Annotated in this window: 22 protein-coding genes and 2 riboswitches; of the genes, 12 read left to right on the top strand and 10 right to left on the bottom strand. The window is 53.9% G+C overall.

Annotated features, from left to right (window positions below; all coding sequences use genetic code 11):
• The first annotated feature begins 120 nt into the window (after positions 1 to 120).
• The 3 genes from MKZ24_RS07520 (at position 121) to MKZ24_RS07510 (ending at position 2,516) form a co-directional block, all read left to right on the top strand.
• On the top strand, positions 121 to 909 hold the full coding sequence (locus tag MKZ24_RS07520; RefSeq protein ID WP_042240117.1) for a flagellar motor protein: 789 nt from the start codon (positions 121 to 123) through the stop codon (positions 907 to 909).
• A complete protein-coding gene (locus MKZ24_RS07515; RefSeq protein ID WP_042240120.1) occupies positions 906 to 1,799 on the top strand; it encodes an OmpA/MotB family protein in 894 nt (297 codons plus the stop codon). The genes MKZ24_RS07520 and MKZ24_RS07515 overlap by 4 nt, the downstream gene beginning before the upstream one ends.
• Before the next feature lie 84 nt (positions 1,800 to 1,883).
• On the top strand, positions 1,884 to 2,516 hold the full coding sequence (locus MKZ24_RS07510; RefSeq protein WP_340781890.1) for a hypothetical protein: 633 nt from the start codon (positions 1,884 to 1,886) through the stop codon (positions 2,514 to 2,516).
• 86 nt (positions 2,517 to 2,602) lie between these two features.
• Here MKZ24_RS07510 and gcvH read toward each other — a convergent pair whose 3' ends face one another.
• Entirely contained in the window at positions 2,603 to 2,995 is a 393-nt protein-coding gene (gene gcvH / locus MKZ24_RS07505; RefSeq protein ID WP_340781889.1) for a glycine cleavage system protein GcvH, read from the bottom strand.
• Between the two features lie 184 nt (positions 2,996 to 3,179).
• Positions 3,180 to 3,275, top strand: a riboswitch (glycine riboswitch).
• A gap of 3 nt (positions 3,276 to 3,278) precedes the next feature.
• Positions 3,279 to 3,378: riboswitch (glycine riboswitch) on the top strand.
• 135 nt (positions 3,379 to 3,513) lie between these two features.
• Here gcvH and gcvT point away from each other — a divergent pair.
• From gcvT to gcvPB, 3 genes are read left to right on the top strand one after another with little or no spacing between them, the layout of a single operon-like run.
• On the top strand, positions 3,514 to 4,635 hold the full coding sequence (gcvT, locus tag MKZ24_RS07500; protein ID WP_340781888.1) for a glycine cleavage system aminomethyltransferase GcvT: 1,122 nt from the start codon (positions 3,514 to 3,516) through the stop codon (positions 4,633 to 4,635).
• A complete protein-coding gene (gcvPA, locus tag MKZ24_RS07495) occupies positions 4,635 to 5,987 on the top strand; it encodes an aminomethyl-transferring glycine dehydrogenase subunit GcvPA (protein WP_340781887.1) in 1,353 nt (450 codons plus the stop codon). Before gcvT ends, gcvPA begins: the two co-directional genes overlap by 1 nt.
• Positions 5,984 to 7,444: an aminomethyl-transferring glycine dehydrogenase subunit GcvPB gene (gene gcvPB, locus MKZ24_RS07490; RefSeq protein WP_340781886.1), complete on the top strand. Its 1,461-nt coding sequence runs from the start codon at positions 5,984 to 5,986 to the stop codon at positions 7,442 to 7,444. The genes gcvPA and gcvPB overlap by 4 nt, the downstream gene beginning before the upstream one ends.
• A gap of 118 nt (positions 7,445 to 7,562) precedes the next feature.
• On the opposite strand, the gene MKZ24_RS07485 is transcribed toward gcvPB, so the two are convergent.
• Positions 7,563 to 8,369, bottom strand: a complete 807-nt coding sequence (locus MKZ24_RS07485) for a helix-turn-helix domain-containing protein (RefSeq protein ID WP_042240135.1) — start codon at positions 8,367 to 8,369, stop codon at positions 7,563 to 7,565.
• A gap of 216 nt (positions 8,370 to 8,585) precedes the next feature.
• Here MKZ24_RS07485 and MKZ24_RS07480 point away from each other — a divergent pair, with 216 nt between their 5' ends.
• The 4 genes from MKZ24_RS07480 (at position 8,586) to MKZ24_RS07465 (ending at position 11,797) form a co-directional block, all read left to right on the top strand.
• Positions 8,586 to 8,936 carry a hypothetical protein gene (locus MKZ24_RS07480; RefSeq protein WP_042240138.1) on the top strand — a complete coding sequence of 117 codons (351 nt, stop codon included), beginning with the start codon at positions 8,586 to 8,588 and terminating at the stop codon, positions 8,934 to 8,936.
• 202 nt (positions 8,937 to 9,138) lie between these two features.
• Positions 9,139 to 10,155, top strand: a complete 1,017-nt coding sequence (locus MKZ24_RS07475; RefSeq protein ID WP_340781885.1) for an ABC transporter ATP-binding protein — start codon at positions 9,139 to 9,141, stop codon at positions 10,153 to 10,155.
• A 15-nt stretch (positions 10,156 to 10,170) separates the two neighbouring features.
• Positions 10,171 to 10,980 (top strand): ABC transporter permease, encoded by an 810-nt coding sequence (locus MKZ24_RS07470; protein ID WP_340781884.1) that lies wholly within the window; start codon positions 10,171 to 10,173, stop codon positions 10,978 to 10,980.
• Between the two features lie 19 nt (positions 10,981 to 10,999).
• The gene (locus MKZ24_RS07465; protein ID WP_042240144.1) at positions 11,000 to 11,797 is read left to right on the top strand and encodes an ABC transporter permease; all 798 of its coding nucleotides are present in this window, start codon (positions 11,000 to 11,002) and stop codon (positions 11,795 to 11,797) included.
• Between the two features lie 344 nt (positions 11,798 to 12,141).
• Here the strand turns inward: MKZ24_RS07465 and MKZ24_RS07460 are convergent, their stop codons facing one another.
• From MKZ24_RS07460 to MKZ24_RS07435, 6 genes are all read right to left on the bottom strand, one after another.
• Complete coding sequence (locus tag MKZ24_RS07460) at positions 12,142 to 12,315, bottom strand: hypothetical protein (RefSeq protein ID WP_197073002.1); 174 nt, start codon at positions 12,313 to 12,315, stop codon at positions 12,142 to 12,144.
• 635 nt (positions 12,316 to 12,950) lie between these two features.
• Complete coding sequence (locus tag MKZ24_RS07455) at positions 12,951 to 15,974, bottom strand: efflux RND transporter permease subunit (protein WP_340781883.1); 3,024 nt, start codon at positions 15,972 to 15,974, stop codon at positions 12,951 to 12,953.
• Between the two features lie 239 nt (positions 15,975 to 16,213).
• Positions 16,214 to 16,384, bottom strand: coding sequence for a hypothetical protein (locus MKZ24_RS07450; RefSeq protein WP_340781882.1), 171 nt, complete (start codon positions 16,382 to 16,384; stop codon positions 16,214 to 16,216).
• Between the two features lie 15 nt (positions 16,385 to 16,399).
• Positions 16,400 to 17,563 (bottom strand): ABC transporter permease, encoded by a 1,164-nt coding sequence (locus tag MKZ24_RS07445; RefSeq protein ID WP_340781881.1) that lies wholly within the window; start codon positions 17,561 to 17,563, stop codon positions 16,400 to 16,402.
• Positions 17,556 to 18,722, bottom strand: a complete 1,167-nt coding sequence (locus MKZ24_RS07440; RefSeq protein WP_042240151.1) for an ABC transporter permease — start codon at positions 18,720 to 18,722, stop codon at positions 17,556 to 17,558. The genes MKZ24_RS07445 and MKZ24_RS07440 overlap by 8 nt, the downstream gene beginning before the upstream one ends.
• Before the next feature lie 16 nt (positions 18,723 to 18,738).
• On the bottom strand, positions 18,739 to 19,674 hold the full coding sequence (locus MKZ24_RS07435; protein ID WP_340781880.1) for an ABC transporter ATP-binding protein: 936 nt from the start codon (positions 19,672 to 19,674) through the stop codon (positions 18,739 to 18,741).
• Positions 19,675 to 19,891: 217 nt separating this feature from the next.
• Here MKZ24_RS07435 and MKZ24_RS07430 point away from each other — a divergent pair, with 217 nt between their 5' ends.
• On the top strand, positions 19,892 to 21,055 hold the full coding sequence (locus tag MKZ24_RS07430; RefSeq protein ID WP_042240157.1) for a sensor histidine kinase: 1,164 nt from the start codon (positions 19,892 to 19,894) through the stop codon (positions 21,053 to 21,055).
• Between the two features lie 49 nt (positions 21,056 to 21,104).
• On the top strand, positions 21,105 to 21,764 hold the full coding sequence (locus MKZ24_RS07425) for a response regulator transcription factor (RefSeq protein ID WP_042240160.1): 660 nt from the start codon (positions 21,105 to 21,107) through the stop codon (positions 21,762 to 21,764).
• A gap of 390 nt (positions 21,765 to 22,154) precedes the next feature.
• Here MKZ24_RS07425 and MKZ24_RS07420 read toward each other — a convergent pair whose 3' ends face one another.
• Positions 22,155 to 23,477, bottom strand: a complete 1,323-nt coding sequence (locus MKZ24_RS07420; RefSeq protein WP_445324152.1) for a PDZ domain-containing protein — start codon at positions 23,475 to 23,477, stop codon at positions 22,155 to 22,157.
• Between the two features lie 169 nt (positions 23,478 to 23,646).
• On the bottom strand, positions 23,647 to 25,113 hold the full coding sequence (locus tag MKZ24_RS07415) for a S41 family peptidase (RefSeq protein ID WP_042240165.1): 1,467 nt from the start codon (positions 25,111 to 25,113) through the stop codon (positions 23,647 to 23,649).
• Positions 25,114 to 25,172 lie beyond the last annotated feature (59 nt).

Here is a 25,172-nt window from a genome sequence, read left to right as displayed (position 1 = left end):
TTCCCCATCCATACCGTACTGAAAAATATGGAAGATAGGAATACACGTTCCCGTTTATTATACAGCGTTGACCAGATTGATGCAAACCATAATATATAGAAATTTAAGGAGCCTGAACTTATGGATATCACTTCAATTATCGGCCTGCTGGCAGGCATTGCCGCAATGATTGGCGGCTTTCTCTGGGAGGGAGGAAGCTTATCGGGCCTGCTGCAGCTGAATGCCGCGCTTATCGTATTTGGAGGTACGCTTGCCGCTGTACTCATCAGTTTCCCGGCCTCCAGATTACGCAGTGTCCCGGCGGCTCTGCGCCTGGCATTCGGCAGACATCCCGATACCACCCAGAAGAAGGCCGAAGAGCTGATCTCCATGGCTGCAATTACTCGGCGCGGGGGTGTGCTCGCACTGGAGAAGAGAGCGGAGGAGCACCCCGATACCTTTACCCGCGAAGGGCTGTTTCTTATTGTTGACGGCACCGATCCTGATCAGGTCCGGCAAATTCTTGAACTGGAGATGGACGCCAAGGAACTGAAGTATGAAGGTTATGCCAAAATTTTCGAAGCCGCCGGCGGCTATGCTCCCACTATGGGCATCATCGGCACCGTAATGGGGTTGATACGGGTACTCAGCAATCTGACGGACCCTTCTAATCTGGGGGCCTCGATCGCCGTAGCTTTTACAGCAACGCTCTATGGTGTAGCCAGTGCTAATCTTATATTTTTACCCATCGCTTCCAAAATCAAATCCCGCAGCCAAAGCGAACTGGGCAGCATGGAGATGCTGCTTGTCGGTATCCTGTCCCTGCAGAATGGGGATCATCCGCACCTGGTCCGCAAAAAACTGACCGCCTTTATTCCCGATGTCTCTCCGGGGCGCAGCAGCAAAAACAACCAGGGAGAGCCGCTATGAGACAAAGAAACCGCCGCCAGCGGCGTAATGGAGGTAAGGAGAGCAGGGACCGCTGGATGATTACCTATGCGGATCTGATTACGCTTCTGCTCATTTTTTTCATCATCCTATACGCCATGAGCAGTCTGGATACGCAAAAATATGCGATCGTTACCGGTTCATTATCTGATACCTTTAAGAGCGGCAGTTCTGTGCTTGAAGGCGGAAATGGAGTGCTGGATGGTAGTCAGGGGAACACCGGGGCAGCAGTCTCGAATGAACAAGAAGCAGGCGGAAGAACCGGTGGCGGTCTTTCTTCCGGGGGCAATGTGAAGGAGAATGGTTCGAACGGAACCGGGACAGGCACGGATACGTCCGGTCAAGAGGGGGAAACTGCAGAACACCAGCCTTCGGCGCGTGAGCTCGCTTTTCGTGAGCAGGAGGCCAAACTGGCCGCGCTTATGGGTGTAATCACCAAATACGTGGAAGATAATAACCTTGGCGAGCAGATCTTTGTAGCGGATAAACCGCAGGGCATTGCCATCACGCTTAGCGACCGTTTCCTGTTCGATGCCGGCAAAGCCGAGCTGAAATCACCTGCCCTACCGGCACTGCGCCAGCTCTCCGGCCTGTTCCGCGGAATCGGTGCCACGATCAGCATCGAAGGCCATACCGACAATGTTCCGGTAACCGCTGCTTCAGATTACACGGATAACTGGGAGCTATCCGGCGCCCGCGCACTCTCTGTACTGCGCTTCTTCCTGGATAACGAGGGGCTTAGCCCCGATACTTTTCAGTATGCCGGTTACGCGGATACCAGACCTGCCTACGATAACGCTACCGTTGAAGGGCGGCAGAAGAACCGCCGGGTTGAACTCATTGTCCTGCGGCAGCTTCAGGAGGAAGAATAACACGTATCTGCAAGCGAATCAGCTCAGAAATCTGCAGATGAGAAGGCACGGCAACCATTTGCTAGTATAAGGAGATTGAACGCTATGCAGACTACAAACGGAACGACACCGGATGCCACCCGTTTTCTCTATTTTCTGCGGCAGCTGGTTTCGCTGATCATGATTGTTTTTGCCCAGGGAATCATCACCTTCTTCATTGGTTTATTATCTGTATTTATGATGTTCTTCTCCTCCGATTACTTCTGGGGCGACCTAGCCCATGTGTATCCACCCGATAAACTGATGTATATAGGCATAGACTTCCTTATTGCCGGCGCAGCCTTTGCCCTGCCCTGGCTCGGGGTCTGGTGGATGCTCTACGGGCTGTCCGAGGATGGACGCATCCGCTGTTTCCCACTTCTTTTACTCTTTGCCTATCTGACATTTGTGATCCTCTTTCTGCAGATCAATCCGGTCTATAACCCGGAAGCCATGATCCCTTCCTCCGCCGGGGAATCCACCTTTCTGGTCTGTATGGGCATGTCTGCCGTGGTGCTTTTCCCGTTATATTCGGCCGGTGTGTATTACTTCGTACTTAAACCCAATACCCGTCCCAGAAAAAGATACCGGTTCCTATTGCTGTGCCTTATCTTTGCCGTTGCCGGTCTGGCTCTGCTGCCCGCCCTTTGGCACTTGGCGCCCAGTATTTATCCGGGGCTGCTTAGCTTTCCGGAGTGATACAGAAACGCAAAAAGACAGACCTCTCACATTAGTGACATCTAATGTAATAAGAGAAGCCTGCCATGTTCATCTGTTCGTAAAAACTATTCCCCAACCAATTCCTTATAAGCAGCCGCATCCAGCAGGCCCGATACTGCATCCGCGAACTCACCATCAAGCTCCAGCTCAAAAATCCAACCGCCGCCGTATGGCTGATCATTGATCAGCTCCGGGCTGGATTCGAGTGCGTCGTTGATCTTGGTTACCTTGCCGGATACCGGCGAGTACAGCTCCGACACCGTCTTGACAGACTCGATACTGCCTACGCTATCGCCCGCGGAAATGGCTGCGCCGACTTCAGGAAACTCAACAAACACGATGTCGCCCAATAAATGCTGCGCATGATCCGTAATTCCCACACGTACTACGCGTCCTTCACCCTGCTGTGCCCATTCATGCTCTTCGCTGTATAGCAGGTTGTTAAGCACTTCACTCATTTCCAAGCCGCCTCTTTTCCACATTTGGAGTTCTAAATTTAGTTATAGCCTAAGTTATCACCTTGCCTAATGTCAATATAACTGACAGGAAAATTAAATTTGTCATCTTTTTGACGTTTTTTGATTGACAGCGTGCTTGTAAACCCGGTTTAATGGAGTCAGTAGAAAAACATATAGTTTGCGAATGATGGCATAGGGAGAGACTGACCCTCAGGGGCAGCGCCGAAGGAGTAAGCCCGGGATGGGTGAATCTCTCAGGCAAAAGGACCTTTGCCGGACGCATCTCTGGAGAGCATCCACAGCCTGGACAACAGGAAACGGATCACCAACGGGGAAACCTGCGGGCAGGATAGCAGGGTAACTCTCAGGTACAAAGGACAGAGCGAAAGTCAATTTATGCGTTAGTGCATAATGGCTTTCGCCTGTCCTTTTTTATATTTTTAGCTGAAACAGATACTGCGCTTATAAGGCGGCATTACCGTTTCTGCTTACATGTAAACAGACTAAGGGGTGACACGATGGAGTCTTTGAGAAGAACGCCTTTTTATGATCTCTATGCCGCTTATGCGGAGTCCAGATGCATTGATTTCGGCGGCTGGGAGCTGCCGGTGCAGTTTACTGGCATCGTTAAGGAACATGAAGCAGTCCGCCAGCAGGCCGGACTGTTCGATGTATCGCATATGGGTGAATTCATGGTTGACGGCAGCGGCGCTGAAGCCTTCCTGCAGCAGATGACCACCAATGATGTCAGCCGCCTAGCAGACGGCGCTGCGCAGTATACCCTGATGCTCTATCCGAGCGGCGGAGTGGTTGACGATCTGTTGGTGTACCGCCTGGGCCATGAGCGCTACATGCTCGTCGTGAACGCCTCCAATATCGATAAGGACTTCCAGTGGCTTGCGGAGCATCTCACCGCTGAATTCAGCGGTGTCAGCCTGAAGAATGTCTCTGATGAGACGCTGCTGCTCGCTCTGCAGGGTCCGCTGGCTGAGACGATTCTGGCCGAAGTTACCTCTGCCCCGCTTGCAGAGCTGAAGCCCTTCCACTTCATCGAACACGCCGAGGTCTGCGGCGTAACTGTACTGCTCTCCCGTACCGGCTATACCGGTGAGGACGGCTTTGAGCTGTACGCCCCTGTCGATACAGCTGCCGCCCTCTGGAACGGCCTGCTGGCCGCAGGTGCTGCGCATGGACTGACTCCCGCCGGACTCGGCGCACGCGACACGCTCCGCTTCGAGGCCAAGCTGCCGCTGTACGGCCAGGAGCTCTCGGCGGATATTACTCCGCTCGAGGCGGGAGTCCAGTTCTTCGTGAAGCTGGACAAAGCCGATTTTCTAGGCCGCGATGCCTTGCTGAAGCAGAAGGAAGCCGGCCTGCCGCGCCGCCTGGTGGGACTTGAAATGATCGACCGCGGCATTCCCCGCTCCCACTATCCCGTGTATGCGGACGGTGTGAAGATCGGTGAAGTGACTACCGGTACACAATCGCCGACACTGAAACGGAATCTCGGACTTGCCCTGCTGGATGCTGCCTATACGGATATAGGCACAGAGGTGTATGTGGAGATCCGCGGCAAGCAGCTTAAGGCTGCCGTGATCAAAGCCCCATTCTACAAAAAGAGCCAAGGAGTGAAGCCGTAATGAAGCACCGCTATTTGCCTATGACGGAGCAAGACCGCGCTGAAATGATGGAGACTGTAGGAATCCAGTCCATCGACGAGCTGTTCTCCGATATCCCGCAGGCCGTCCGTTACCAGGGAACAATGCCGATGTCCGGCCCGCTGGATGAGTATGCGCTGCTGCGCCATATGAAGGGTCTGGCGGACAAGAATGCCGACTTTGATACCCATGCGAGCTTCCTTGGCGCCGGATTATATGATCACCACGTTCCGGTTGTTATTAACCATGTTATTTCCCGTTCGGAATTCTATACCGCCTACACCCCTTATCAGCCGGAGATCAGCCAGGGCGAGCTTCAGGCGATCTTCGAATTCCAGTCCTACATTTGCGAGCTGACCGGCATGAAGGTTGCCAATGCCAGTATGTATGACGGCGCAACTGCCTTCTCCGAAGCAGCCGTTCTTGCCGCGGGTGCCACCAAACGCAAGAAGCTGATTGTCTCGCGTACAGTTCATCCTGAAGCCCGCCAGGTGCTGCGCACTTCCGCCAATGCCTGGGGCCTGCAGATCGTGGAAATCGATTATGCAGACGGTGTAACTGACCTCGGAAAGCTGGCGGAAGCGATCGACAGCGATACTGCCGCCGTCCTGGTCCAGTCCCCTAACTTCTTCGGCGGCATCGAGGATCTGCGCCAGATTGAGCCACTGATCCATGCGGTCAAGGGCCTCCTCGTGGTCAGCGCGAATCCCATTGCACTCGGCGTGCTGGAAACCCCAGGCAAGCTGGGCGCCGACATCGTAGTCGGCGACGCACAGCCGCTGGGGATCGCCGCATCGCTCGGAGGACCAACCTGCGGATTCTTCGCGGTTGCTGAACCGCTGATGCGCCGCATGCCGGGCCGGATCGTCGGCCAGACCGTTGACCGTAACGGCAAACGCGGCTTCGTCTTGACTCTGCAGGCACGTGAGCAGCATATCCGCCGCGAGAAGGCGACATCGAATATCTGCTCCAACCAGGCGCTGCTGGCGTTATGCGCTTCCGTCTACTTGTCCGTGATGGGCAAGGAGGGCATGCGTGAGGTTGGCGAGCTGAACATCCGCAAGAGTCATTATGCCGCAGGAAGGCTGGCTGAAATCACCGGTGCAGAACGCGTCTTCACAGCCCCGTTCTTCAATGAATTTGTCCTGAAGCTCCCGGAAGGGAGCAGCGTCAGTGAAGTGAACTCCAAGCTGCTGAAGGCAGGTTATCTGGGCGGCTATGATCTGGGCCGCGAGTATCCCGAGCTGACCGGACATATGCTGGTTGCCGTGACTGAGAAAAGAAGCAAGACCGAAATTGACGAATTCGCCACTGCACTGGAGGGCTGTATATGAAACCGGAACAAACCCTGATCTTTGAATTAAGCCGTCCTGGCCGCTCGGCTTACTCATTGCCGCTATGTGATGTGCCTCAGGAAGAGAGCATCAGCTCACTGATTCCTGAGGGCTTGCTCCGCAGCGAGCCCGTAGTGCTTCCGGAGGTATCCGAAGTGGATGTTATCCGCCACTATACCGCCCTGTCCCGGCGTAATTTCGGGGTCGATAACGGCTTCTATCCGCTAGGCTCCTGCACGATGAAATATAATCCGAAGATCAATGAAGATGTCGCCCGCTTCCCGGGACTCGCCAAGATCCATCCGTACCAGCCGGAAGAGAGCATCCAGGGTGCGCTTGAGCTGATGTATACGCTGCAAAAGGATCTCGCCGGCCTGACAGGCATGGATGCCGTCTCCCTGCAGCCTGCAGCTGGTGCCCATGGCGAATGGACCGGCCTGATGATGATCCGTGCCTACCATGAGAGCCGCGGCGAAGTCCGCACCAAGGTCATCGTGCCGGATTCCTCGCACGGTACCAACCCGGCCAGCGCCGCAGCCGCCGGACTCGACACCGTCACCATCCCTTCCAATGATAAGGGAATGGTCGACCTCGAAGCACTGAAGGCTGCGGTCGGCAGCGACACCGCCGCGCTGATGCTCACGAACCCGAGTACACTCGGACTGTTCGAGACGCAGATTGTAGAGATCGCCGCGATTGTCCATGAAGCCGGCGGACTGCTCTATTATGACGGAGCGAACTCCAACGCCATCATGGGCATCACCCGCCCGGGCGATATGGGCTTCGATGTGGTCCATCTCAACCTGCACAAGACAATGAGTACTCCGCACGGCGGCGGCGGCCCGGGAGCCGGACCGGTCGGCGTGAAGGCGAAGCTGATTCCTTTCCTGCCCCAGCCGTCGGTTGTGCAGAACGAAGACGGCAGCTTCTCGCTTGACTCCGGCGGGCCGCAATCTATTGGCCGCGTCAAAGCCTTTTATGGCAACTTCGGGATTCTCGTCCGCGCTTACGCCTATATCCGTACCTACGGTCCGGACGGGCTGCGTGAGGTATCCGAGAATGCTGTGCTGAACGCCAATTACATGATGCACCGTCTCGCGCCTTATTTCGAAATTCCATTCCCGGGTGTCTGCAAGCATGAATTCGTCATGTCCGGCAGAAACCTCAAGCAGTATGGTGTTCGTACCCTGGATGTAGCGAAACGGCTGCTCGACTTCGGCTACCACCCGCCGACTGTGTACTTCCCGCTGACTGTTGAGGAATGTATGATGATCGAGCCGACTGAAACCGAAAGCAAGGAAACACTGGACGGCTTCATTGAGACGATGATTCAGATCGTTAAGGAAGCGCAGGAGACACCTGAGGTCGTTATTAATGCACCGCATACCACGGAGATCAGCCGTCTGGATGAGACCCAGGCCGCGCGGAAGCCGGTACTGAACTGCTCCTGCGGCTAAACCCCACTGACGGCAACGCGCAGGCGAAATAACTTCACCGCAAATAAATAGCCGGGCAAGCGATACGCTAGTATCACTGCCCGGCTATTCTTATGTATATATAGGCTTTGCGCGCCTTCTATGGCGTAAGCCGTTTGACGAACTGGAAGCGGTCATTCACCCGCATTTTACTGTAGATACTCTTCAGCATATTCCGAACCGTGCCTTCACTGATGCCCAGATCACTCCCGATGTGCAGCGCGCTTTTCTCAAGTAACCATAGCCGTGCTACATCCTGCTCCCGCGCTGTCAGCTTATATTCCTGTAAAGTCGCTTCCAGGCGGTATTGCTGCATCTCCGGGTTCTTCTCCATCCACTTCTCCATAATATTCTCGGCAATCTGCTGCACGAACGGAATCGCGAATTCAATCGGTTCTCCTCTATTAAAAGAAATGTCCACATATCCGAAGACAGTATCCTCATTCTGCAGCGGAGCACACACACAGTTCCAGTTCTGGAAGGCCTGGTCGGAATGCTCCGCTCCCCGCACTACCCCGATGCAATTCATCTCCATGGCCAAGGATACGGCATTCATGCCCGAGCGCTGCCTGCATAAGCTAACCCCCGGACGCAGCTCCGCCTGTTCCATCTCCTCCCGGGTAACCGGAGAAGAACAGACCAGCTCCAGAATGGTACCCGCCTTGTCCGTCAGGAATACAACATAAGGAATAGAGAGCAGCTGGCTTAATTTATTCATTTCACTGCGGATGGAAGATATCATGGCTCTATGATAGATGTGCTCTTTCGATTCTTCTGGAAAAGAAACCCCGGACTGCCCGCTATGTAATTCGATTTGCTGTGCATCAAGCGGCCGGAAAGCTTCAAGCTGCTGTGCTTCCAAATCTCCGGGCACGCTCCATGCTCTCGATTGTTCAAAGATTCTCACGACGATCAGCCTCCATTATTACCCTATCCTACTACAACCGATTTTAAAATAATGTATTATAACATACAATCACGGAATAAAGAACATTCAGCATTGGACCTGTAAATGAATCTGCAAGCGCTGTAAAATAGAAAAATCTGCAATCAAAATTCACAAGTGAAGACGGCTATATTGTCCTGTAATAAGGACCTTACCGTTTCAGTAAGGAGGTTCTACATGCTTCGCATCGGCTATATCTCGGTATTCCTGAATCTGGCAACCGCTATGGTATCGTTCATGCGCTTCGGCAATAATGATGCGCTGGCGATCATGATCAGCTACACACTAATGTTCTTCCTGGGTTACAGGCTGCTCCGCTCCAAAAGCAATCTGGCCCTAATCCCGCTGCTAACAGTCAGCTGCTCCTTCCTGATGTACAACGTGGTCTATGTTCTATTGAAGCAATTACAACTCATAGACCTGTACGCTATAGACTGGAGACTTGAAGTTCAGCTGGTACTGCCACTGTTCATAGGGTACCTCCTCAAAGCCATCCTCGAGCGAAGCGGCAAATCCCGGTTAGTATGATCAACACGGGTAGCCGCTTTTTTGCAGCATCATTCGCCATAATAATCTAAATAAATATATTCATTCGATGGATTGTGATAGTTTTCGACATTGCCGCAGTGATATATTTATTCATACGTCTTTTACATAGATTGGGATTCATCAATTTATATGCTGCAAACAAGCGAACGCGCTTTCAAAGTAACTTTCAGGAGGGTTAGCCTTGAGTATTATCGAAGCCAGAGGGCTGAGCAAGTCCTTTATGCAGGCAGTGAAGGAGCCGGGCCTCACGGGAGCGGTTAAGCACCTGTTCCTGCCCCGGCATATCGAGAAGATGGCGGTTAAACCGCTGAATCTGCGTGTGGAAGCAGGCGAGACGGTAGCTTATGTGGGCCCGAACGGCGCCGGCAAATCCACCACCATCAAAATGCTGACTGGAATCCTCATGCCCTCAGCCGGCACTGTTTCTGTAAACGGTATCAATCCGTACAAAAAAAGAATGGACAATGCCGCCCAGATTGGCGCCGTGTTCGGCCAGCGTACCCAGCTGTGGTGGGATATCCCGATTGTGGAGTCTTTCTCGCTGCTGAAGGATATTTATCAGATTCCGGACGTCGTCTATAGGGCGAATATGGAGCTGTTCACTGAAATGCTTGGAATGAGCGAGTTCATCCATCTCTCTGCCCGGAAGCTCTCCCTGGGTCAGCGGATGCGCGCCGATCTGGCCGCAGCCCTGCTGCATAACCCGCCGATTCTGTATCTGGATGAGCCGACGATCGGCCTTGACGTATCCGTGAAGCAGAAAATCCGCGAGTTCATCAAACAGATCAACCAGGAGCAGAACACTACAGTGATGCTGACCACCCATGATCTGGGGGATATTGAGGATCTGTGCAAACGGCTGATTATCATCGACCATGGGGCGATTATTTATGACGGCAGCCTGAGCGAGGTTAAGGCCCGTTTTGCCAAAAACCGTGTCATCTTCTTTCAGGTCGGATCACCGATGCCGGAGTTATACGCGCAGCTCGCGCAGACACCGGGAATGAAGCTTGCGCAGCAGAGCGCACAGGAATTCTCGGTCTCTTTTGACCGGTATGAATATACCGCCAGTGAAGTGGTGGGCCGGGTGATGAGATATGGCGAGGTTGTCGACTTCCGGATGGAAGATACGAATATTGAGCAGGTCATCAAGGCCGTCTATGACGGCAATCTGGATCTGACCGGAACCGGGGAATAAGGAGGCTAACACACGATGATGACTGCTGCCCAGTTTAAAATGTACAGGAGTATCGCGAACCGCTCCCTGCAGCATGTTTTGGCCTACCGGATTTCTTACATCATTACCTTTCTGGCGAACTCTATCAATCTGCTGGCCATTTACTTCCTGTGGCAGGGCATTTACAGCGGGCGGGAAGTGGTAGGCAGCTATACCTGGGACCAGATGAAAACCTATCTGCTGGTTACCTTTCTGGCCAACTCCGTGTTGTCCTGGTATTCGGAATCGGCTATTTCCGGCAAAATCCTTGACGGCAGCGTTGCTGTCGACCTGCTGAAGCCGATCGATTTCCAGACCGCAAGGTTCGCGGAAACCTTGGGCTCGAGCCTGCTTGAAGGCGGCATGAGTACGGTCCTGCTGATCCTGTTCGCCACCTTCCTGACCGGAGTCACCTTTCCGGGTTCGCTCTCTGTCTATATTTTGTTCGCAGTCAGTCTGCTTGGTGCAATCGTGGTGAAATTCGGCGTTGTCTATCTGGCGGCACTTTTATGCTTCTGGTCCACCGGATCGATGGGCATCGTCTGGACACGGATTGCTCTGACCAATCTCCTGTCCGGAGCTTTGGTGCCCCTGGCCTTCTTCCCGGACTGGCTGGAAAAGCTGGCGCTCCTGCTGCCCTTCCAGGCCATCATCCACACGCCGTCGATGATCTTTCTGCAGCAGGCCGATACCGGGGAGAGTCTGCGCCTGATCGGTATCCAACTTTTCTGGGGGGCAGCACTCTGGATTGCCGGCAAGGCAATGTGGAGCTGGGCGGTACGCCAGGTGACCATCCATGGAGGCTAAGGCTGGAGGAGGCCGCAGAATGAAAATGTCCCAGATGCTCTACCTCTACAAACGGCTGTATGTGCAGCAGCTTAAAGCGATTTTGGAATATAATAAGGACTTCTATATTTTGATGTGCTCTGCCGCCTTGACACAGATTCTGGGGTTTGTCTTCCTCTGGGTGATCTATGACCGGATTCCGGATATTAACGGCTGGAGGTTCTGGGAAGTTACATTTATGTACGCCATGATCTTTCTGACGGAGGGCATCGGCTCTTTGTTCTTCGAAGGCACCTGGCGTCTGGGCAGACTGGTCAACATGGGCGAGCTGGACCGTTATTTGCTGCGGCCGGTGCCCGTTGTCCTTCAGGTATTCTGCACCGGGATCGGCATCAACGGACTTGGCAATCTGCTGATCGGCGGAGTGATCGTCTGGCAGTCGCTCATTCATAGCCCGGTTCACTGGACGCTGGGCAAAGCGGCCATTCTAATCCTGCTGTTTATTACTGCAGTCATCATCCGGGTATCGATCAACCTCGCGGGGAATTCCGCCGCCTTCTGGATCCGCAATGCGGGCAACGCGTTTCCGCTGATGGTGCATAACCTGTCCGATCTGGCCAAATACCCGATTACCCTGTTTCCGCAGGCGATCCGCATCTTTATTTCTACTGCGCTGCCCTATGCGTTCATCAGCTTTTATCCGGCAACCTATATTTTCGGCAAAAGCGGATGGTCCGGCTGGTGGCTGCTCGCTCCTGTTGCGGCAATAGGAAGCGCGGCTGCGGCTTATGGTATCTTCCGGTATGGATTGTCTAAGTATGAGAGTACGGGGAATTGAACGTCCGTTAAGTTATAAAAAGTCTAGTTTTGGAGTAGGATCAGTGGTAGTTCATTGGTGAACGCTCCGCAAACGGAACGTTGTTCCAATCGCTGTTGTGTCCAGATTTTTTGATTTTACCTTATCGGTGAAAATCCGGACACAAAGGCGACCGCTAACGCTTTTACACAATCGTTCCGTCCGCTCCGCTGTTTAAGCGGGAATCGGGTTTACACCTTTAAACACATAAATGCCTGAACACCTGAACACTGTAAAAAAAGAGACCTCCCTATAAAACTGGAAGTGCTGGCATCCAGTTCAATAGGGAGGTTTCTTTGTGCATACTGATTGTATTTCTGCTTTGCCTACTGTGCAGTAAATTGTCGCTTACCCAGATCTAACTCATATACATGTGGCTCCGGTTCAGGATCACCGCCAGCGCCAACCGGCGGGTACACATCCGCTTCCTTGAAGCTGATCTTATCGAACTCCAGAACATGATCGGATAGCCGCACGAATAAGAATGCAGGCAGCTCCAATTTTAACTGATCCAGAGCTCTCCCCTGTAGATGGTGTCGTAGCAGACAACCTGCAATTCAAGCAAGGTATCCCGCTGCTGAAGTCGTATTTCCTGAAAATCCTGCCCAAAATACAACAATCTCCTCATCAAAACGGCTGTAATCCAAAATTGTTGTACAAAAGACAACAATCCTCTTCATCCCGACGCCTTATCGGGACAATTCTTGCATTTCATACAACAATCGTCATGATTACCCTGAAATCTATGGAGCCAAGTTGTAATACGTACAACATTTTTGCATACACAGTGTGATCTTGTGATTCTTCATCTCGCCAGCACCAGATCTGGTATGCATAATGAAGGATTCCACTGGTCAGACCCCCTTAGCGCAGGATCAGTTACTTGCTTCAAGTGGGGCTGTTTTGGACGAAGCTGACGAAGAAGACTCCACTGCCGCATCGCAGACGGCGAAGAGCAGTGCGGACAATCCCGCACTGCTCTGATTAATGCTCTCACTACTGCTACCAATTCCCATTGCTGTCCCAATAACTACTTTCCGCTACTACTTTCCGCTACTACTTTCCACTACTATTTTCATCAACTACTACTTCCAGCTATGTCCATCCCGTTCTCTTCTTGCAGCTACTTCCCCAATCAGCTAGGCAGATCCGTTGACGCCACAGTTCCGGCTGCGGCAGCCTTCTTGCGTTCTTTGGAGGATTTGCGGAAATAGAGCAGCTCATAGATTGCCGGAACTACGAGCAGCGTCAACAAGGTTGCCGCAGTCAGGCCGCCGATAACTACAATGGCCAGACTCTGCGAGACGATGCTGCCCTGCTCGGACTGCCCGAACAGGAGCGGCAGCATGGCGCAGACGGTAGCAATGGCCGTCATCAGAATCGGACGCATCCGCGTCCCGGCCGCTTCAAGAATAGCTTCGCGGACCGTCATATGCTCCTCATTATGCTTAATGCGGTCGATCAACACAATCGCATTGGTGACCACGATGCCGATGAGCATTAATGCGCCGAACAATGCGGTGAAGTCAGGGGTCACACCCGAGATCAGCAGGGCTACGATGGCACCGATTGCTGCGAGCGGCAGGGAGAACATGATCGCCAGAGGCGCACGCAGCGTCTTGAAGGTCAAAACCATGATCAGGTATACCAGACCAATCGAGATCAATGCGGTCATGCCCAGGTCGCTGAAATCTCCGGCCTGATCGGCCGAGGCACCGCCTGCGAACAAGGTTACTCCCTCTGGCAAGGTAATGCTGTCAGTCTCTGCTTTAATATCTGCACCGATCTCCGAGACCCGCTTCGGATCTGCCTCTGCGGTAATCCGTACATAAGGCTTGCCGTCTTTATGATACAGCATTGCCGGCTGGTCGGTGACCGTAAGCTCTGCCACTTGTGACAGCGGCTGCGGGCCGGCGGATGTCATAAGCGTAATCTTCTGCAGATCCTGCTGCGATGCAGGCTGGACCACTGGCTCCAGCACTACTGCGGCAGGGGAACCATCCAGCTCAATCTGGCCCAGCGGAACCGGGTTCAGCATCGCACTAAGCTGCATGGAGATTTCCTGGGCATTCGCCACAGCCGGATCTACTTTGAACGCAAACACCGGCTTGGTATCCTCCATGTTGCTGGCTACTTTCCCTACGCCTTCGATTGTTTTCACTTTGGCAGCGACTTCCTTGGCAACCGCATTAATGGCCGGAAGATCATCGCCCACAATATCAATGTATTCATTGGTTGAGCTGGAGCCCATCATACTGGCTGCTCCCACGGTCAATGTTGCTCCGTCATAGGAAGACTGCATACTGCGGACATGATCCATGAACGCCTGGGCATCGGTATCTTCCTTCATCATGACGGTATAATCCACTTGGGTCAGCGACACCACACTGCCCCATTGTGCCGAATCCGCGCTGTTGCCGGATTGCATAATGACGACCTCCGCCTGCGGCTGCTTCATCAGCTCAGCTTCCAGCTGCTTGCCGTTCTCCAGCACCTCTGAGACCGGAACATTATTCGGATAGACCAGTTGAACGGTTACTGTGCTGGCATCTGTAGCATCGAGCGCGCCTTTGGGCATCGTGACATAGGCGCCGATGGAACCCACGAGCAGCAGCAGTCCGAGGGATAACGTAATCCACTTCCGCTGCAAATTCCACTCCAGGAAGCGTCTGAACTTGCGGGAAGGCTCATGCTCCTTCAAAGAGGAGCCTTTCAGCAGCAAGGAGCTGAGCAGCGGTACTACCGTTAAGGCAACTATAAGCGAGGTCAGCAGTGAGTAGGTGACCGTCAGGGCAAACGGCAGCAGGAAGGCTTGCAGCCCACCGCGCAACAGGCCCATCGGCAGGAATACTGCCACCGTTGCAATCGTCGAGGTAGTAATCGCCCGGGCAACCTCCCCGGTTGCGCTGATTACCATCTCACGGGACAAGCTCTCTTTTTGCATCCGCCGGTAAATGTTCTCGATCACCACGATACTGTCATCGACCAGCCGTCCAACCGCAACGGCAACGCCGCCCAGCGTAACTATATTCAGCGTGATCCCGGACACCTTCAGCAGGTACAAGGTAACCGCCAGTGATAACGGAATGGAGATAGCCGTAATCAGCGTTGCCCGTACATTGCGAAGGAAGATCAGGATCACAATCGTGGCGAATAAAGCGCCGAGCAGCACCTCACGCAGCATGCTGTTTACCGAAGTCACGACCATATCCGAAGTGCTGAAGATCATGGATACCTCGGCATTTTTGACGCTGGTGCTAAGCTCCTCTGCTGTACTACGCACCTTGTCACCCACATCCACCGCGTTGGCACTTGCTTCTTTGGTGATAATGAGGAACAGGACATCCTTGCCGTTCGAGCGGCTCACACTCTCTTGGTCCAGCTTGGGCTCGACAGCAGCAATATCTCCTAGCGTTACTCCCGCTGCCACCGGCAGCTTTTGAAGTGTATCGACGCTCTCAATGGATGAAACCACGTTCACATTGCCCGTTTGGCCGCCAATCGTCTGCTCACCCACAGATGCCGATACGCTGCGGCCCTGAAGCAATCCCATAACCTGCGCCGTGTTTACTCCCTTCGCCGCCATTGCTGCCGGATCAAGCTTCACCCGGACCTGCGGAGAAGTTTTGCCGTAGAGGGCGACGCTCGCTACACCATCAATTTTTTGCATCTCGGGGAGGATCTTGTTCTCGGCAATCTCCAGATTCTCCTTGGTGAGCCCTTCATCGAACGATACAGTGACCTGCGACACAGGAATCATCGAGGTATTCAGCTGAATGATGAACGGGTCCATCACGCCTTGCGGGAATTTCAGGGCATGAACTGCCTTCTCAACCTCCTGCGCTGCTTCCTTCATATTGGTTTTGCCGTCAAAATAAATATCCACCTTGGCATAGCCGTCAGCGGAGGTGGACATCTGCTCCGTCTTGCCTTTCACCAGTGAGGTCGCAGCCTCAATCGGCTTCGTCACTTGTGTCTCCATCGCATGCGCATCCTGGCCCGGACCCAGGACCGCCACGGTCACCTGAGGATTATCTGCCTCCGGCATGAATTCCATCGGCAGCGAGGTATAACTCATGATACCGACCACAAGCGCCATAACCACCAGCAGCCCGACTGCCCCCTTATTGCCAAACGACCATTTCGTAAGCCATGTCATTTCTTTTACCCCTTCCATCTCATCAAATGTATTGAACTCTTTATGTCTGTTCTCTTATGTATGAGCTGCAGATTCTTGCTTAAGTGTAGAAGCTTTGGGCTGATGCCAAAACGGTCCGGCGGAGGGTTTCGTTCTCGGTCTTAAGGCGGGTGCCGGCTCCTCCCAGAGGTACAACGCACAAAAGCTGCCCTGCAGAGGACAGCCTGTTAAAGAATAACCTGGTAATCGCCGCATAGCAATTAAGGCGATTTCCGTACCGCTTCTTCCTGGAACACACTCTTTAGCAGCGGCGGTGTCACCAGTGTGCTGATAATTACAGCAATGATAACATCGGTGAAATATTGTGGCAGCAGCCCGTGCTCAAGCCCCGTGGCCGATAATTCCGGCCCCCCAATAACACTTAAAACCACGAAACATGTTAAAGCTCAAGCACTGATCCCCGCTTCATTCGGTCGCAGTATGGTGGAGCCAATCGTCAGCAGGACTGCCGCCATCAGACCTAATATCGCAAAAGGCAGCCACAGCTCGTTCCAGCCTCCGCCCGTTGCGGCGATATCTACCGCCTGGATGGCCCATTTCTGCGGTGTGAAATTAGCCAGCTTCTGCATATAATCCGGCATAATCGAGATTGGCCAGAAGCAGCCGCCCAGCATACAGGTCGGTGTAAGGATCAGCGAATTGAGCATGCCGGCATTACGCGGATTGCGGATCAGTCCTGCTACGGTGCTGGCAATGCCCATGGATACCAGCATGAATGCGGCCAGAACCAGGAAGTAGAGAAACATCGGCATCTCATAATCGTAGCGCAGCACCCATTTGCCCAGCGAGAGCACCACAATGATCTGAATAATCCCTACGAGAAAGCTGCCGAGGAAATTGCCGAGGGCAATTTCGTAAGAACGTACCGGGGCGCTGAACATCCGCATCATCGTGCGCCCCCGGCGGTCATCGTTGATCAGGGACACGGAGCTTGTCACCAGTGCCATCAGGAACATGAGCGTCAGACCGGTAATCACACCCAGCGTCTCCCGGGGATATAAATCATAATCCGTACGTATGCTGCCCACATGATGCTGCTCCGCTTGCTTCAGCACAGCAGCGAACTGCGTCTGCTGATCTGCTGCTGTGCCGCCGCTGAGCGCAGCAACGGCATGCGCAGCTTCAGCCATATTCCCGGCAATCGCATTGACCTTCATCTTGACGATAATGGAGCTCTCGCTCGCCCGAAGCTCAAAGATGCTAATCTGCGGCTCCTGCCCGGCAATCAGGGCGGTTGAATACCCCTCTGGAATCCATATTCCTGCCGTCCCCTCCTGCCCGATCACAGCTTCCTTCAATGCCGCCTCATCACTGCGCTGCTCAAACTTGTAATCGCCGGTCTGCTCCAGTTCGGAGAGCAGATGCTTTCCGGCAGCACCCGTATCCATATTGGCGTATAATACGGTCGCCGGACCATCGCCAACGCCCCCAGTGAGCGAAATAATTCCTGCAACTACAATACTGGGCAGCAGAATAAATATCAGCACCCCTTTGACAGTGCCAATACTGCGCCGGATCATATTCCAGGCAATGGTTATTATTTTATTCATGGTAGCCCACCTTCCGGTATGAGACAGTCATTACGCACAGCAGAACCGCACAAATCAGACACATCACCCATAAGTTCGGCAGAATCTGCTTCAGACCGGAATGGAGCATCATGCGGATAATCGCCTGCTGTGCCCAGTGGTTGACCGTGAATGCACCGATGCTGTTCACCCAGGAATCAGGAAGCGGAGCCATCCCCCCACTGACGAAGGTCATCACTACGGTCAGAACAGTAATAACATTCGTTGCGCTGGCCGCTGTTTTGCTGAACAGGCAGATCACCATGGAGAACGTCATGGATGCGATGATCATCAGCAGGCAGAACAACAACAGAAGTCCCGGCCGGTTGCCCCAGTAGACACCGAACAGCCAGTCTGACAGCACAATGATCGCCAGACACTGAAGGATGCTGACCAGGCCTACCCCCAGCATTTTGCCGATAAACAGCTGGGAGCCCTTGACCGGCATCGAATTGATCCGAAAAAGCGTATGGTTCTCTTTATCACTGAAGAGAGAGCCCGTCACCGTCAGCCCGCTGTACAGAAGAAACATCAGCAGCATGGAAGCCGCGTAGAATTGGGAGGCTGTATAGGTTTTACCCCCATTATTCAGATCACCCATCACCACTGCCCCTGTCTCTGCCGGTACCGGGGGAACGGCAAGTGCTTCCGGCCCAAGCGCTACCGCTGCCGACTGCTTGTAATTGATCGTACTGAGAAAATTGTCAAAAGCCGTTCCCGCCACCAGATTATCGGTATGATCCTTGCCGAGAATAAACTCCAGCCGGGCGCGCTCTCCGTGCTGCACCTCTTCATCGAAGCCGGAAGGAACAATGACTGCATAGGCGTATTTGCCCGTACGAAGCCCGCTTTCAGCCGCCTCCCGGCTCTCTGTCTTGTCGGCGATGATGAGATCCTTCACTTCCGGCGCCTCCAGAAAAGCGGTTATCATCGCAGAAGTCTCTGCTTCTCCGCCTGCGGCATTCACAACAGCTACCCGTACAGGATCGATTTCATCGGCTTCTTTCACGCCCACCACCCCGGAGAGCGAAGCCCCCAGCAGAAAGATCAGCACCAGCGGCAGCAGAAACATATTAAGCAGCATCGAACGTGAGCGGAACAATCTGCGCAGTTCATAGTTCATAATGGTCCAGGTATTCATCTTACTGTCCTCCCCTCTAATCCCGTAATGTCCGCCCGGTCAGACTGAGGAACAACGTCTCCAGATCCGGCTCTTCAATGTTAAGGGAGGCGATCACCCCTTCATGCTTGGCGAAAATAAACAGAATGTCCTGCAGCTCACTTTGTGAGGAAGGCAGATACAGCTCCACAGCATCCTGCACAGCCTCCACCCGGCTGATCCGGGGATGCCGGCTAAGCTCGTTAATTAGAGCTGGAGTGATATTCGCCGCCTTAACTACGATTTTCTCCTCATGGGCTACCCGCTCCCGCAGCTCGCTTTCCGTGCCGCAGGCTATAATATGACCTTTATCCATAATCGCCACCCGGTCACAGACCGCTGCTACCTCCTCCATATAGTGGCTGGTATAGATAATCGTTGAGCCCAGCTTATTCAGTGTTTTGACCGATTCCAGAATGTGATTGCGGGACTGCGGATCAATGCCGACGGTCGGCTCATCCATAATAATCAGGCGCGGCCGGTGCATGATGGCACAGGCGATATTGAGTCGCCGTTTCATCCCCCCCGAGAAGGTGGACGGCTTCTCCCTGGCCCGGTCGCTAAGACCTGTGAATTCGAGCGCTTCCTGGATCCGTTCCTTCAGCAGCTTCCCGCGCAGGCCATACAGCTTCCCGAAAAAGCTTACATTCTCTGCCGCCGACATATTCTCGTATAAGGCCAGCTCCTGGGGGACAAGCCCTATACGCTTCTTAACCTCCAGCGGCTTCTCCCTTACGGACAGACCATCGATCAGAATCTCGCCGCTGTCCGCCTTAAGCAGACCGCAAATCATGCTGATTGTTGTGCTTTTCCCGGCACCATTAGGGCCGAGCAGGCCGAATATTTCGCCTTCCTGCAGACTGAAATTCACATGATCCACGATCAGTTTGCTGTCATACCTTTTCACCACATCGGTTAATACCGCAAGTGCCATTTGCCATCGCTCCTGTTCCCTTAGTTCTCGTATTCTCATTGTAGCAAAGTAGGGGCGTGGCCGAAGGTACAGAAGGTCATCCTCTGGAGGTGACCAAAGTCATCTCCTGAACGATAGCACTCTTATGATAAGATGGAGATAGCTGAGAAGTAATTGATGGATAACTTATCGAGTAAATCATATAAATTCATATATTCTATAAAAAGGATGACCCTAATTGACCAGAGAACTGAATATGCTGCGTTACGGTCTCATTATCATTCCTGCAGTACTATCTATCTATGTCTATGAGTACGCCGACTATGAACAGTTCACTCTTCATTTCCTCTTGCTGCTCCTGATCGCGACGCTTGGCACAAAACTGCCGAAGCCCTTCCCTCTGCTCACCGGAGGCATTGAACTGATCTACACAGCCTGGCTGTGTTACCCGTACAGCACATTGATGATTTTCCCGGCCCTGTCGGCGGTACTGTCCTACTCCTGGCTGCAGCGTAAGAACATGGCAATTGCCTTCTTCTGTATTCATCTGGTGCTGCTCAATGTTGCCTTCCGCGATGCTGCCCCGGCTGTGCAGGCGTTCACGAACCTCACCTTCCTGCTGGCCGCCGCACTGAATATACAGCTGATCCGGACGGGACGCGGCCGCGCAGATACCTTGTTTCTCTACGATGAGCTGCGCAAGAAGCATTTCGAGCTTGAGGAAGCACGCTCGCGTCTGCTCCAGTTCACCACGCAGGTAGAGGTTGCCGCGCAAGCGGAGGAACGGGTGCGGATCGCACGCCAGCTGCATGATGATATCGGACACCGGCTAATCCGGGTCAAAATGATGACCGAAGCCGCCATCCATACGCTGCCGGCAGCTCCCGAAACAGGTCTTGGCATGATGCATCAGATCCGGGACCAGCTCTCGGCCAGTATGGACGATATGCGGGCTGCGCTGAAGCGGATCAACTATACGCCGCAGCTTGAAGGTGCGTATGCGCTCGACCGGCTGCTGGAGGAGGTAGGCCGTGATACCGGCATTGCAACCTCCTATACTGTGCAGGGGATTCCTTATCCGCTCTACCCGAGCATTCAGGTCGTGCTCTATAAAAACGCCCGGGAAGCCATCACCAATGCACTGCGGCACGGCAAGGCGGACTCTGTCTGGATTACCTTATCGTATAGGGATCACGAGATCATGATGGAGGCAGGAAATAACGGCCGGCTGCCCGAAGAAGACGCCCTGCATAAACTGCAAAGCGGCGGAGGCATGGGTCTAACCGGTATGACGGAACGCACCGTCCTGATCGGCGGGACCCTGGAGCTGCGGCCTGTGCCGCAGTTCACAGTCATCACCCGGTTGCCTGTGTACAGGCAAGGAGAGGATATTCAGTATTAGTTATGGGCTGGCGGAGCCCCAATTACAGTGAGAAGGAGCTAAGCATAGGATGATTAAAGTATTGATCGTGGACGACGACTCTTTTATCCGTGAGAGCTTGAAGGTACTGGTCGGGCTGGACCCTGAGATTGAGGTGGCCGGAACGGCAGGGGATGGCTTTGAAGCGCTCGCTTTGTTGGGGACGCCAGGCGGCGGGGCTGATGTCGCACTCATGGATATCCGGATGCCGGGGTGCGGCGGTGTGGAAGGCACACGCCTGATCAAAGAGGCTCATCCGCACGTAGCCGTTCTAATGCTGACTACCTTCGACGATGATGAATATATCATTGAAGCACTGCGTAACGGAGCCAGCGGTTATCTGCTCAAGAACATTCCGCCGGACCGGATCATTCAGGGCATCAAGACTGTACATGAGGGGAACATGCTCATTCATCCGGATATCGCCCGCAAACTGGCCGGCTTCCTCCAGCCGCCTGTCCGTCAGGAAGCCGCCCATAGGCAGGCTCTGGAATCCTACGGGCTGACTAAAGCAGAGCTGACCATAGTGTCCTCGATTGCAGAGGGACTTACCAATAAAGAGATTGCCGGGAAGCTGTTCCTAAGTGAAGGCACGGTCAAAAACTATATTACCGATATCCTCAGCAAGCTCGGGCTGCGGGACCGTACACAGATCGCCATTCTCTATTTGAAGAGTCAGGGGAACCGGTAGGGACTTGGTCGGGTAGGGGCTTGGGTAGCGGCTTGGGTATTACGTGCGGAAACGGCGATCCGTCCTCCACTGGGTAGTCTCGATTTCTGGACATATCAGATTTTTCAGGTGGAGAGAGAACGGGGACTTTTGTGGGACATTAAATTTGGCGTATACGAGATTGGAATGAATCATAGGGTGGCGGTTTGGCCTGGTTTGGGTAACCGGGGCACATTGTTGTATTTCATACAGGATTTCCGTCGGATTGGCGGGTTAGCGGGATGATGGCGTCTTCAAGTTGCATAATTAAGCAGGTAAACTCTCAACTATTTCTATAAAAAGGCCCGCTCTTCCTGGATGATAATCAGGAAGAACGGGCCTTTCACCGTTTCATTCAGCTATGCTGCCCTATCAGACTCCGGCAGATTTCTGCTTAGCCTCCGCAGAGGCGGCAGGCTTCTTCCGGCCCCGCCGCCCGGGCGTATGCCCCCGCTGGCGGGTTCCCGTCTGCATCCCGATGATGCTGAAGATACTGGACGGCTTGGCCTCTGCGGTCACGCTTCCGTCCGGCTCCGGCACCAGAATGATGCCGAGCTGATGGTGATCGCCATCGTAGATCGCGCGCTGGAGGTATTTGCTCTCGCCTTCGCGGTTCAGCACCTCCAGCTTGCAGAACGCCGAATTCATGCGCAGCGCCTCATGCAGCTGCGCCGCGCCGGTCAACAGGACCCCGTTGACCTTCAGCAGGACCTCGCCGGGCAGGATGCCCAGCTCCTGCCCCGGGCTGCCCGGCAGCACGGCCAGCACCTTGCGGCCGGCCGGGGGATGCACGAAGACGGGACTGATACTGCGCTCCTCCAGAGCGCTGTACCAGCTTAGCCCTTCGTGCAGCAGCACTGCAGTGAGCGCCGCGACCAGGGTCAGCGGGCTCCACCAGTCCGCAAGCAGGCTTAAGCCGAGCAGGACGATGCTGTATACCAGCAGCCGTCCTGAAGTGCGGGCCGCCTTGCGTCCGGGCAGCATGCCCTGGGTCATCTCGCTGAAGCCGATGATGACCGGCAGGGAGACCAGGCCCAGGCCCCCGCCCAGCAGCGGATGCCAGGGCAGTTCACCGATTCCCGCACCCGGGGGAATCAGCAGGAACAGTGGCAGCGGCCAGAAGGCCTGCAGCTGGTAGCCGCCGACCACCTTGCCGCGCTTGCCGGCAAGGAAGAGCGGGCTCGCCAGCCTGGCGCCCTGCCAGCGCGCCAGCAGCGCTTCAGCCAGATGGAGCAGCGCGGCCAGCACCAGCAGCGCCGGGATATCCATCTCCCGCAGCGCCCCGGCAATCGTTCCTGCGGCTCCGCTCTGCAGCGTATCCGGAAAGAACGAAAGAACAAACTGAGCAATTCCCAGCACACCTATAGAATACGCAAAGCATAAATAGCGCACACGAAAAAGCATTAATACCAGACTGACCACCCAGATACAGGCTACAGCCGTATAGGATAAGGAGATACCCAAGGCTACAGCTGCTAAGGAAACAACAAGTCCCGCAACCCCGCCAGTCCATACCGTCCGCCACGTTTCGCGGCCCCAGCTATGCAGCTTCACATGGATGAGCTTCCGCTCCAGCGCAACCTGCCTGCGGTAATAGAGTGCAATAAATATAAGAGCGATATAGTAATAAGGCTGAATCAGCAGATGAATGACCGCTGTACCCCAGCTAGCAAGCAGTTCCAACATCACATTCAAACCGTTCGTCACACTCCTTTTCGTCCGGGACTAGTGGAAATGTATTAGGTGTCCTCTAAAATGAGTCTATGTTATCGAAGCAGCAATACCCTGTATCGCCTTCAGCCCAAGGTGTACAACATAAACTTTCTTCTATTTGTAGAAAAAAAGAAGGCTGGAATCAGCCTTCTTACTTGTTCGACGCCGTAGCCTTGATTTCCTTCCGGATCTCTTCGATTCCCTTATTCCGCTGATTGTCTTTGGCCGGGTCCTGAATGACCTTGATCAGCGCCAGCTCCAGCGCTTCTGCGGTCTTGGCATCAATCACGCCTGTTGACTTCAGCTTAGCGGCGCTCTGGAATTTCTTGACCGCTTCCTTGGTACCGGCATCGAAATATCCATCCTTGCGGCCCGGCTTATAGCCCAGACCATCCAGCATCGTCTGTGCGCTTTTGACATCCGTGCTGTTCATGTTGTATTGAAGCGTTACACTCTTATTAATCGGCGCCACCGAGAAGTAATCTGGCTGGGCGACCGCAATATCTGGCTTGATGCCCTTGCCGTGAATCCAGGTGCCGTCTGGTGTCAGCCACTTGGCAATCGTAATCTTCAGCAGACTGCCGTCACCCAGCTGCTCTTCGAAGCTGGTCTGGACGGTGCCTTTCCCGAATGAGTCCTCACCGATCAGCTTCGCACCCGCAGATTGCTGCAGTGCTCCTGCCATGATCTCCGAAGCGCTCGCGCTGCCTTTATTCATGAGCACAACTACCGGATACTTTTTCCTGGAGCCCTTTGAGGTACTGACCTCGCGCTGCTTGTTTTTGTCTTCGACCTGTACGATAGCCTTGCCGGCCGGTACAAACTGCTCTGCCATTTCGATAACAACCGGCAGCACACCGCCGGGGTCATTGCGGACATCAATGACAAGTCCCTTCATGCCTTGCGTTTCCAGCTTGGTCAGCTCTTCCTCGAACCGCTTCCCAGTGTTCTGTGAGAATTGCGTAACCTCGATCACTCCGATATTGTCCTTCTCCATCGTAGCGTAGACCGTTTCCAGTCTTACATCATCGCGGGTAATGACGAATTCCAGCGGCTCCGCTGTGCCGGTACGTTGAATCTTCAAGGTTGCGTCGCTTCCCTTGGGACCGCGGATTTTGGCTACAGCATCATTAAGCTCAAGCCCCTCCAGCGATTCCCCATTAACGGAGAGGATTACATCCTTGGCCTGAATGCCGGCCTTCTCAGCCGGTGAACCTTTGATCGGCGAGACTACAACGACCTTGCCGTTATCCGAGGAGACTTCAGCACCGATGCCCGAGAAGGAGCCTTCGATACTCTCTTCGAATCTTGCTGCCGTTTCCTTGCCCATATAGTTGGAATAAGGGTCGCCCAGTGCTTCCATCATACCGTTGACAGCGCCGTCGATCAGCTTCTCGCGGTCCACGGTCTCATAATAATTGCTCTCAATCAGGCTGAGGGCGGTACCTAGCTTCTTGGATTCTTTGTCTTGCAGTCCGGCTGTCTGCAGGACTGTCGCAATTCCCTCGCCTGCCGCTTGTCCGAATACATGCGCATAGCCGGTCACGCCCAGGGTCAGCAGGCTGCCGCACAGCAGCGCGGCAACGATCATAAAGGCTGCGGTACTCTTCTTTAACATGATGTTCCCACCGTCCCTTCTTGTCCATCTTCTCACCCGCAAGGGTCCGTTCCATGAGA

Source organism: Paenibacillus sp. FSL R7-0297, assembly GCF_038009025.1.
Lineage (GTDB): Bacteria > Bacillota > Bacilli > Paenibacillales > Paenibacillaceae > Paenibacillus_AQ.
This window is presented reverse-complemented; position numbering and strand designations above follow the sequence as displayed.

What these genes read in the sequence shown, in the direction of transcription:
- MKZ24_RS07520 (WP_042240117.1), top strand. Translation starts at nt 121, where the DNA reads ATGGATATCACTTCAATTATCGGCCTGCTGGCAGGCATTGCCGCAATG.
- MKZ24_RS07515 (WP_042240120.1), top strand. Translation starts at nt 906, where the DNA reads ATGAGACAAAGAAACCGCCGCCAGCGGCGTAATGGAGGTAAGGAGAGC.
- MKZ24_RS07510 (WP_340781890.1), top strand. Translation starts at nt 1,884, where the DNA reads ATGCAGACTACAAACGGAACGACACCGGATGCCACCCGTTTTCTCTAT.
- gcvH (WP_340781889.1), bottom strand. Translation starts at nt 2,995, where the DNA reads ATGAGTGAAGTGCTTAACAACCTGCTATACAGCGAAGAGCATGAATGG.
- gcvT (WP_340781888.1), top strand. Translation starts at nt 3,514, where the DNA reads ATGGAGTCTTTGAGAAGAACGCCTTTTTATGATCTCTATGCCGCTTAT.
- gcvPA (WP_340781887.1), top strand. Translation starts at nt 4,635, where the DNA reads ATGAAGCACCGCTATTTGCCTATGACGGAGCAAGACCGCGCTGAAATG.
- gcvPB (WP_340781886.1), top strand. Translation starts at nt 5,984, where the DNA reads ATGAAACCGGAACAAACCCTGATCTTTGAATTAAGCCGTCCTGGCCGC.
- MKZ24_RS07480 (WP_042240138.1), top strand. Translation starts at nt 8,586, where the DNA reads ATGCTTCGCATCGGCTATATCTCGGTATTCCTGAATCTGGCAACCGCT.
- MKZ24_RS07470 (WP_340781884.1), top strand. Translation starts at nt 10,171, where the DNA reads ATGATGACTGCTGCCCAGTTTAAAATGTACAGGAGTATCGCGAACCGC.
- MKZ24_RS07465 (WP_042240144.1), top strand. Translation starts at nt 11,000, where the DNA reads ATGAAAATGTCCCAGATGCTCTACCTCTACAAACGGCTGTATGTGCAG.
- MKZ24_RS07455 (WP_340781883.1), bottom strand. Translation starts at nt 15,974, where the DNA reads ATGACATGGCTTACGAAATGGTCGTTTGGCAATAAGGGGGCAGTCGGG.
- MKZ24_RS07445 (WP_340781881.1), bottom strand. Translation starts at nt 17,563, where the DNA reads ATGAATAAAATAATAACCATTGCCTGGAATATGATCCGGCGCAGTATT.
- MKZ24_RS07440 (WP_042240151.1), bottom strand. Translation starts at nt 18,722, where the DNA reads ATGAATACCTGGACCATTATGAACTATGAACTGCGCAGATTGTTCCGC.
- MKZ24_RS07435 (WP_340781880.1), bottom strand. Translation starts at nt 19,674, where the DNA reads ATGGCACTTGCGGTATTAACCGATGTGGTGAAAAGGTATGACAGCAAA.
- MKZ24_RS07425 (WP_042240160.1), top strand. Translation starts at nt 21,105, where the DNA reads ATGATTAAAGTATTGATCGTGGACGACGACTCTTTTATCCGTGAGAGC.
- MKZ24_RS07415 (WP_042240165.1), bottom strand. Translation starts at nt 25,113, where the DNA reads ATGTTAAAGAAGAGTACCGCAGCCTTTATGATCGTTGCCGCGCTGCTG.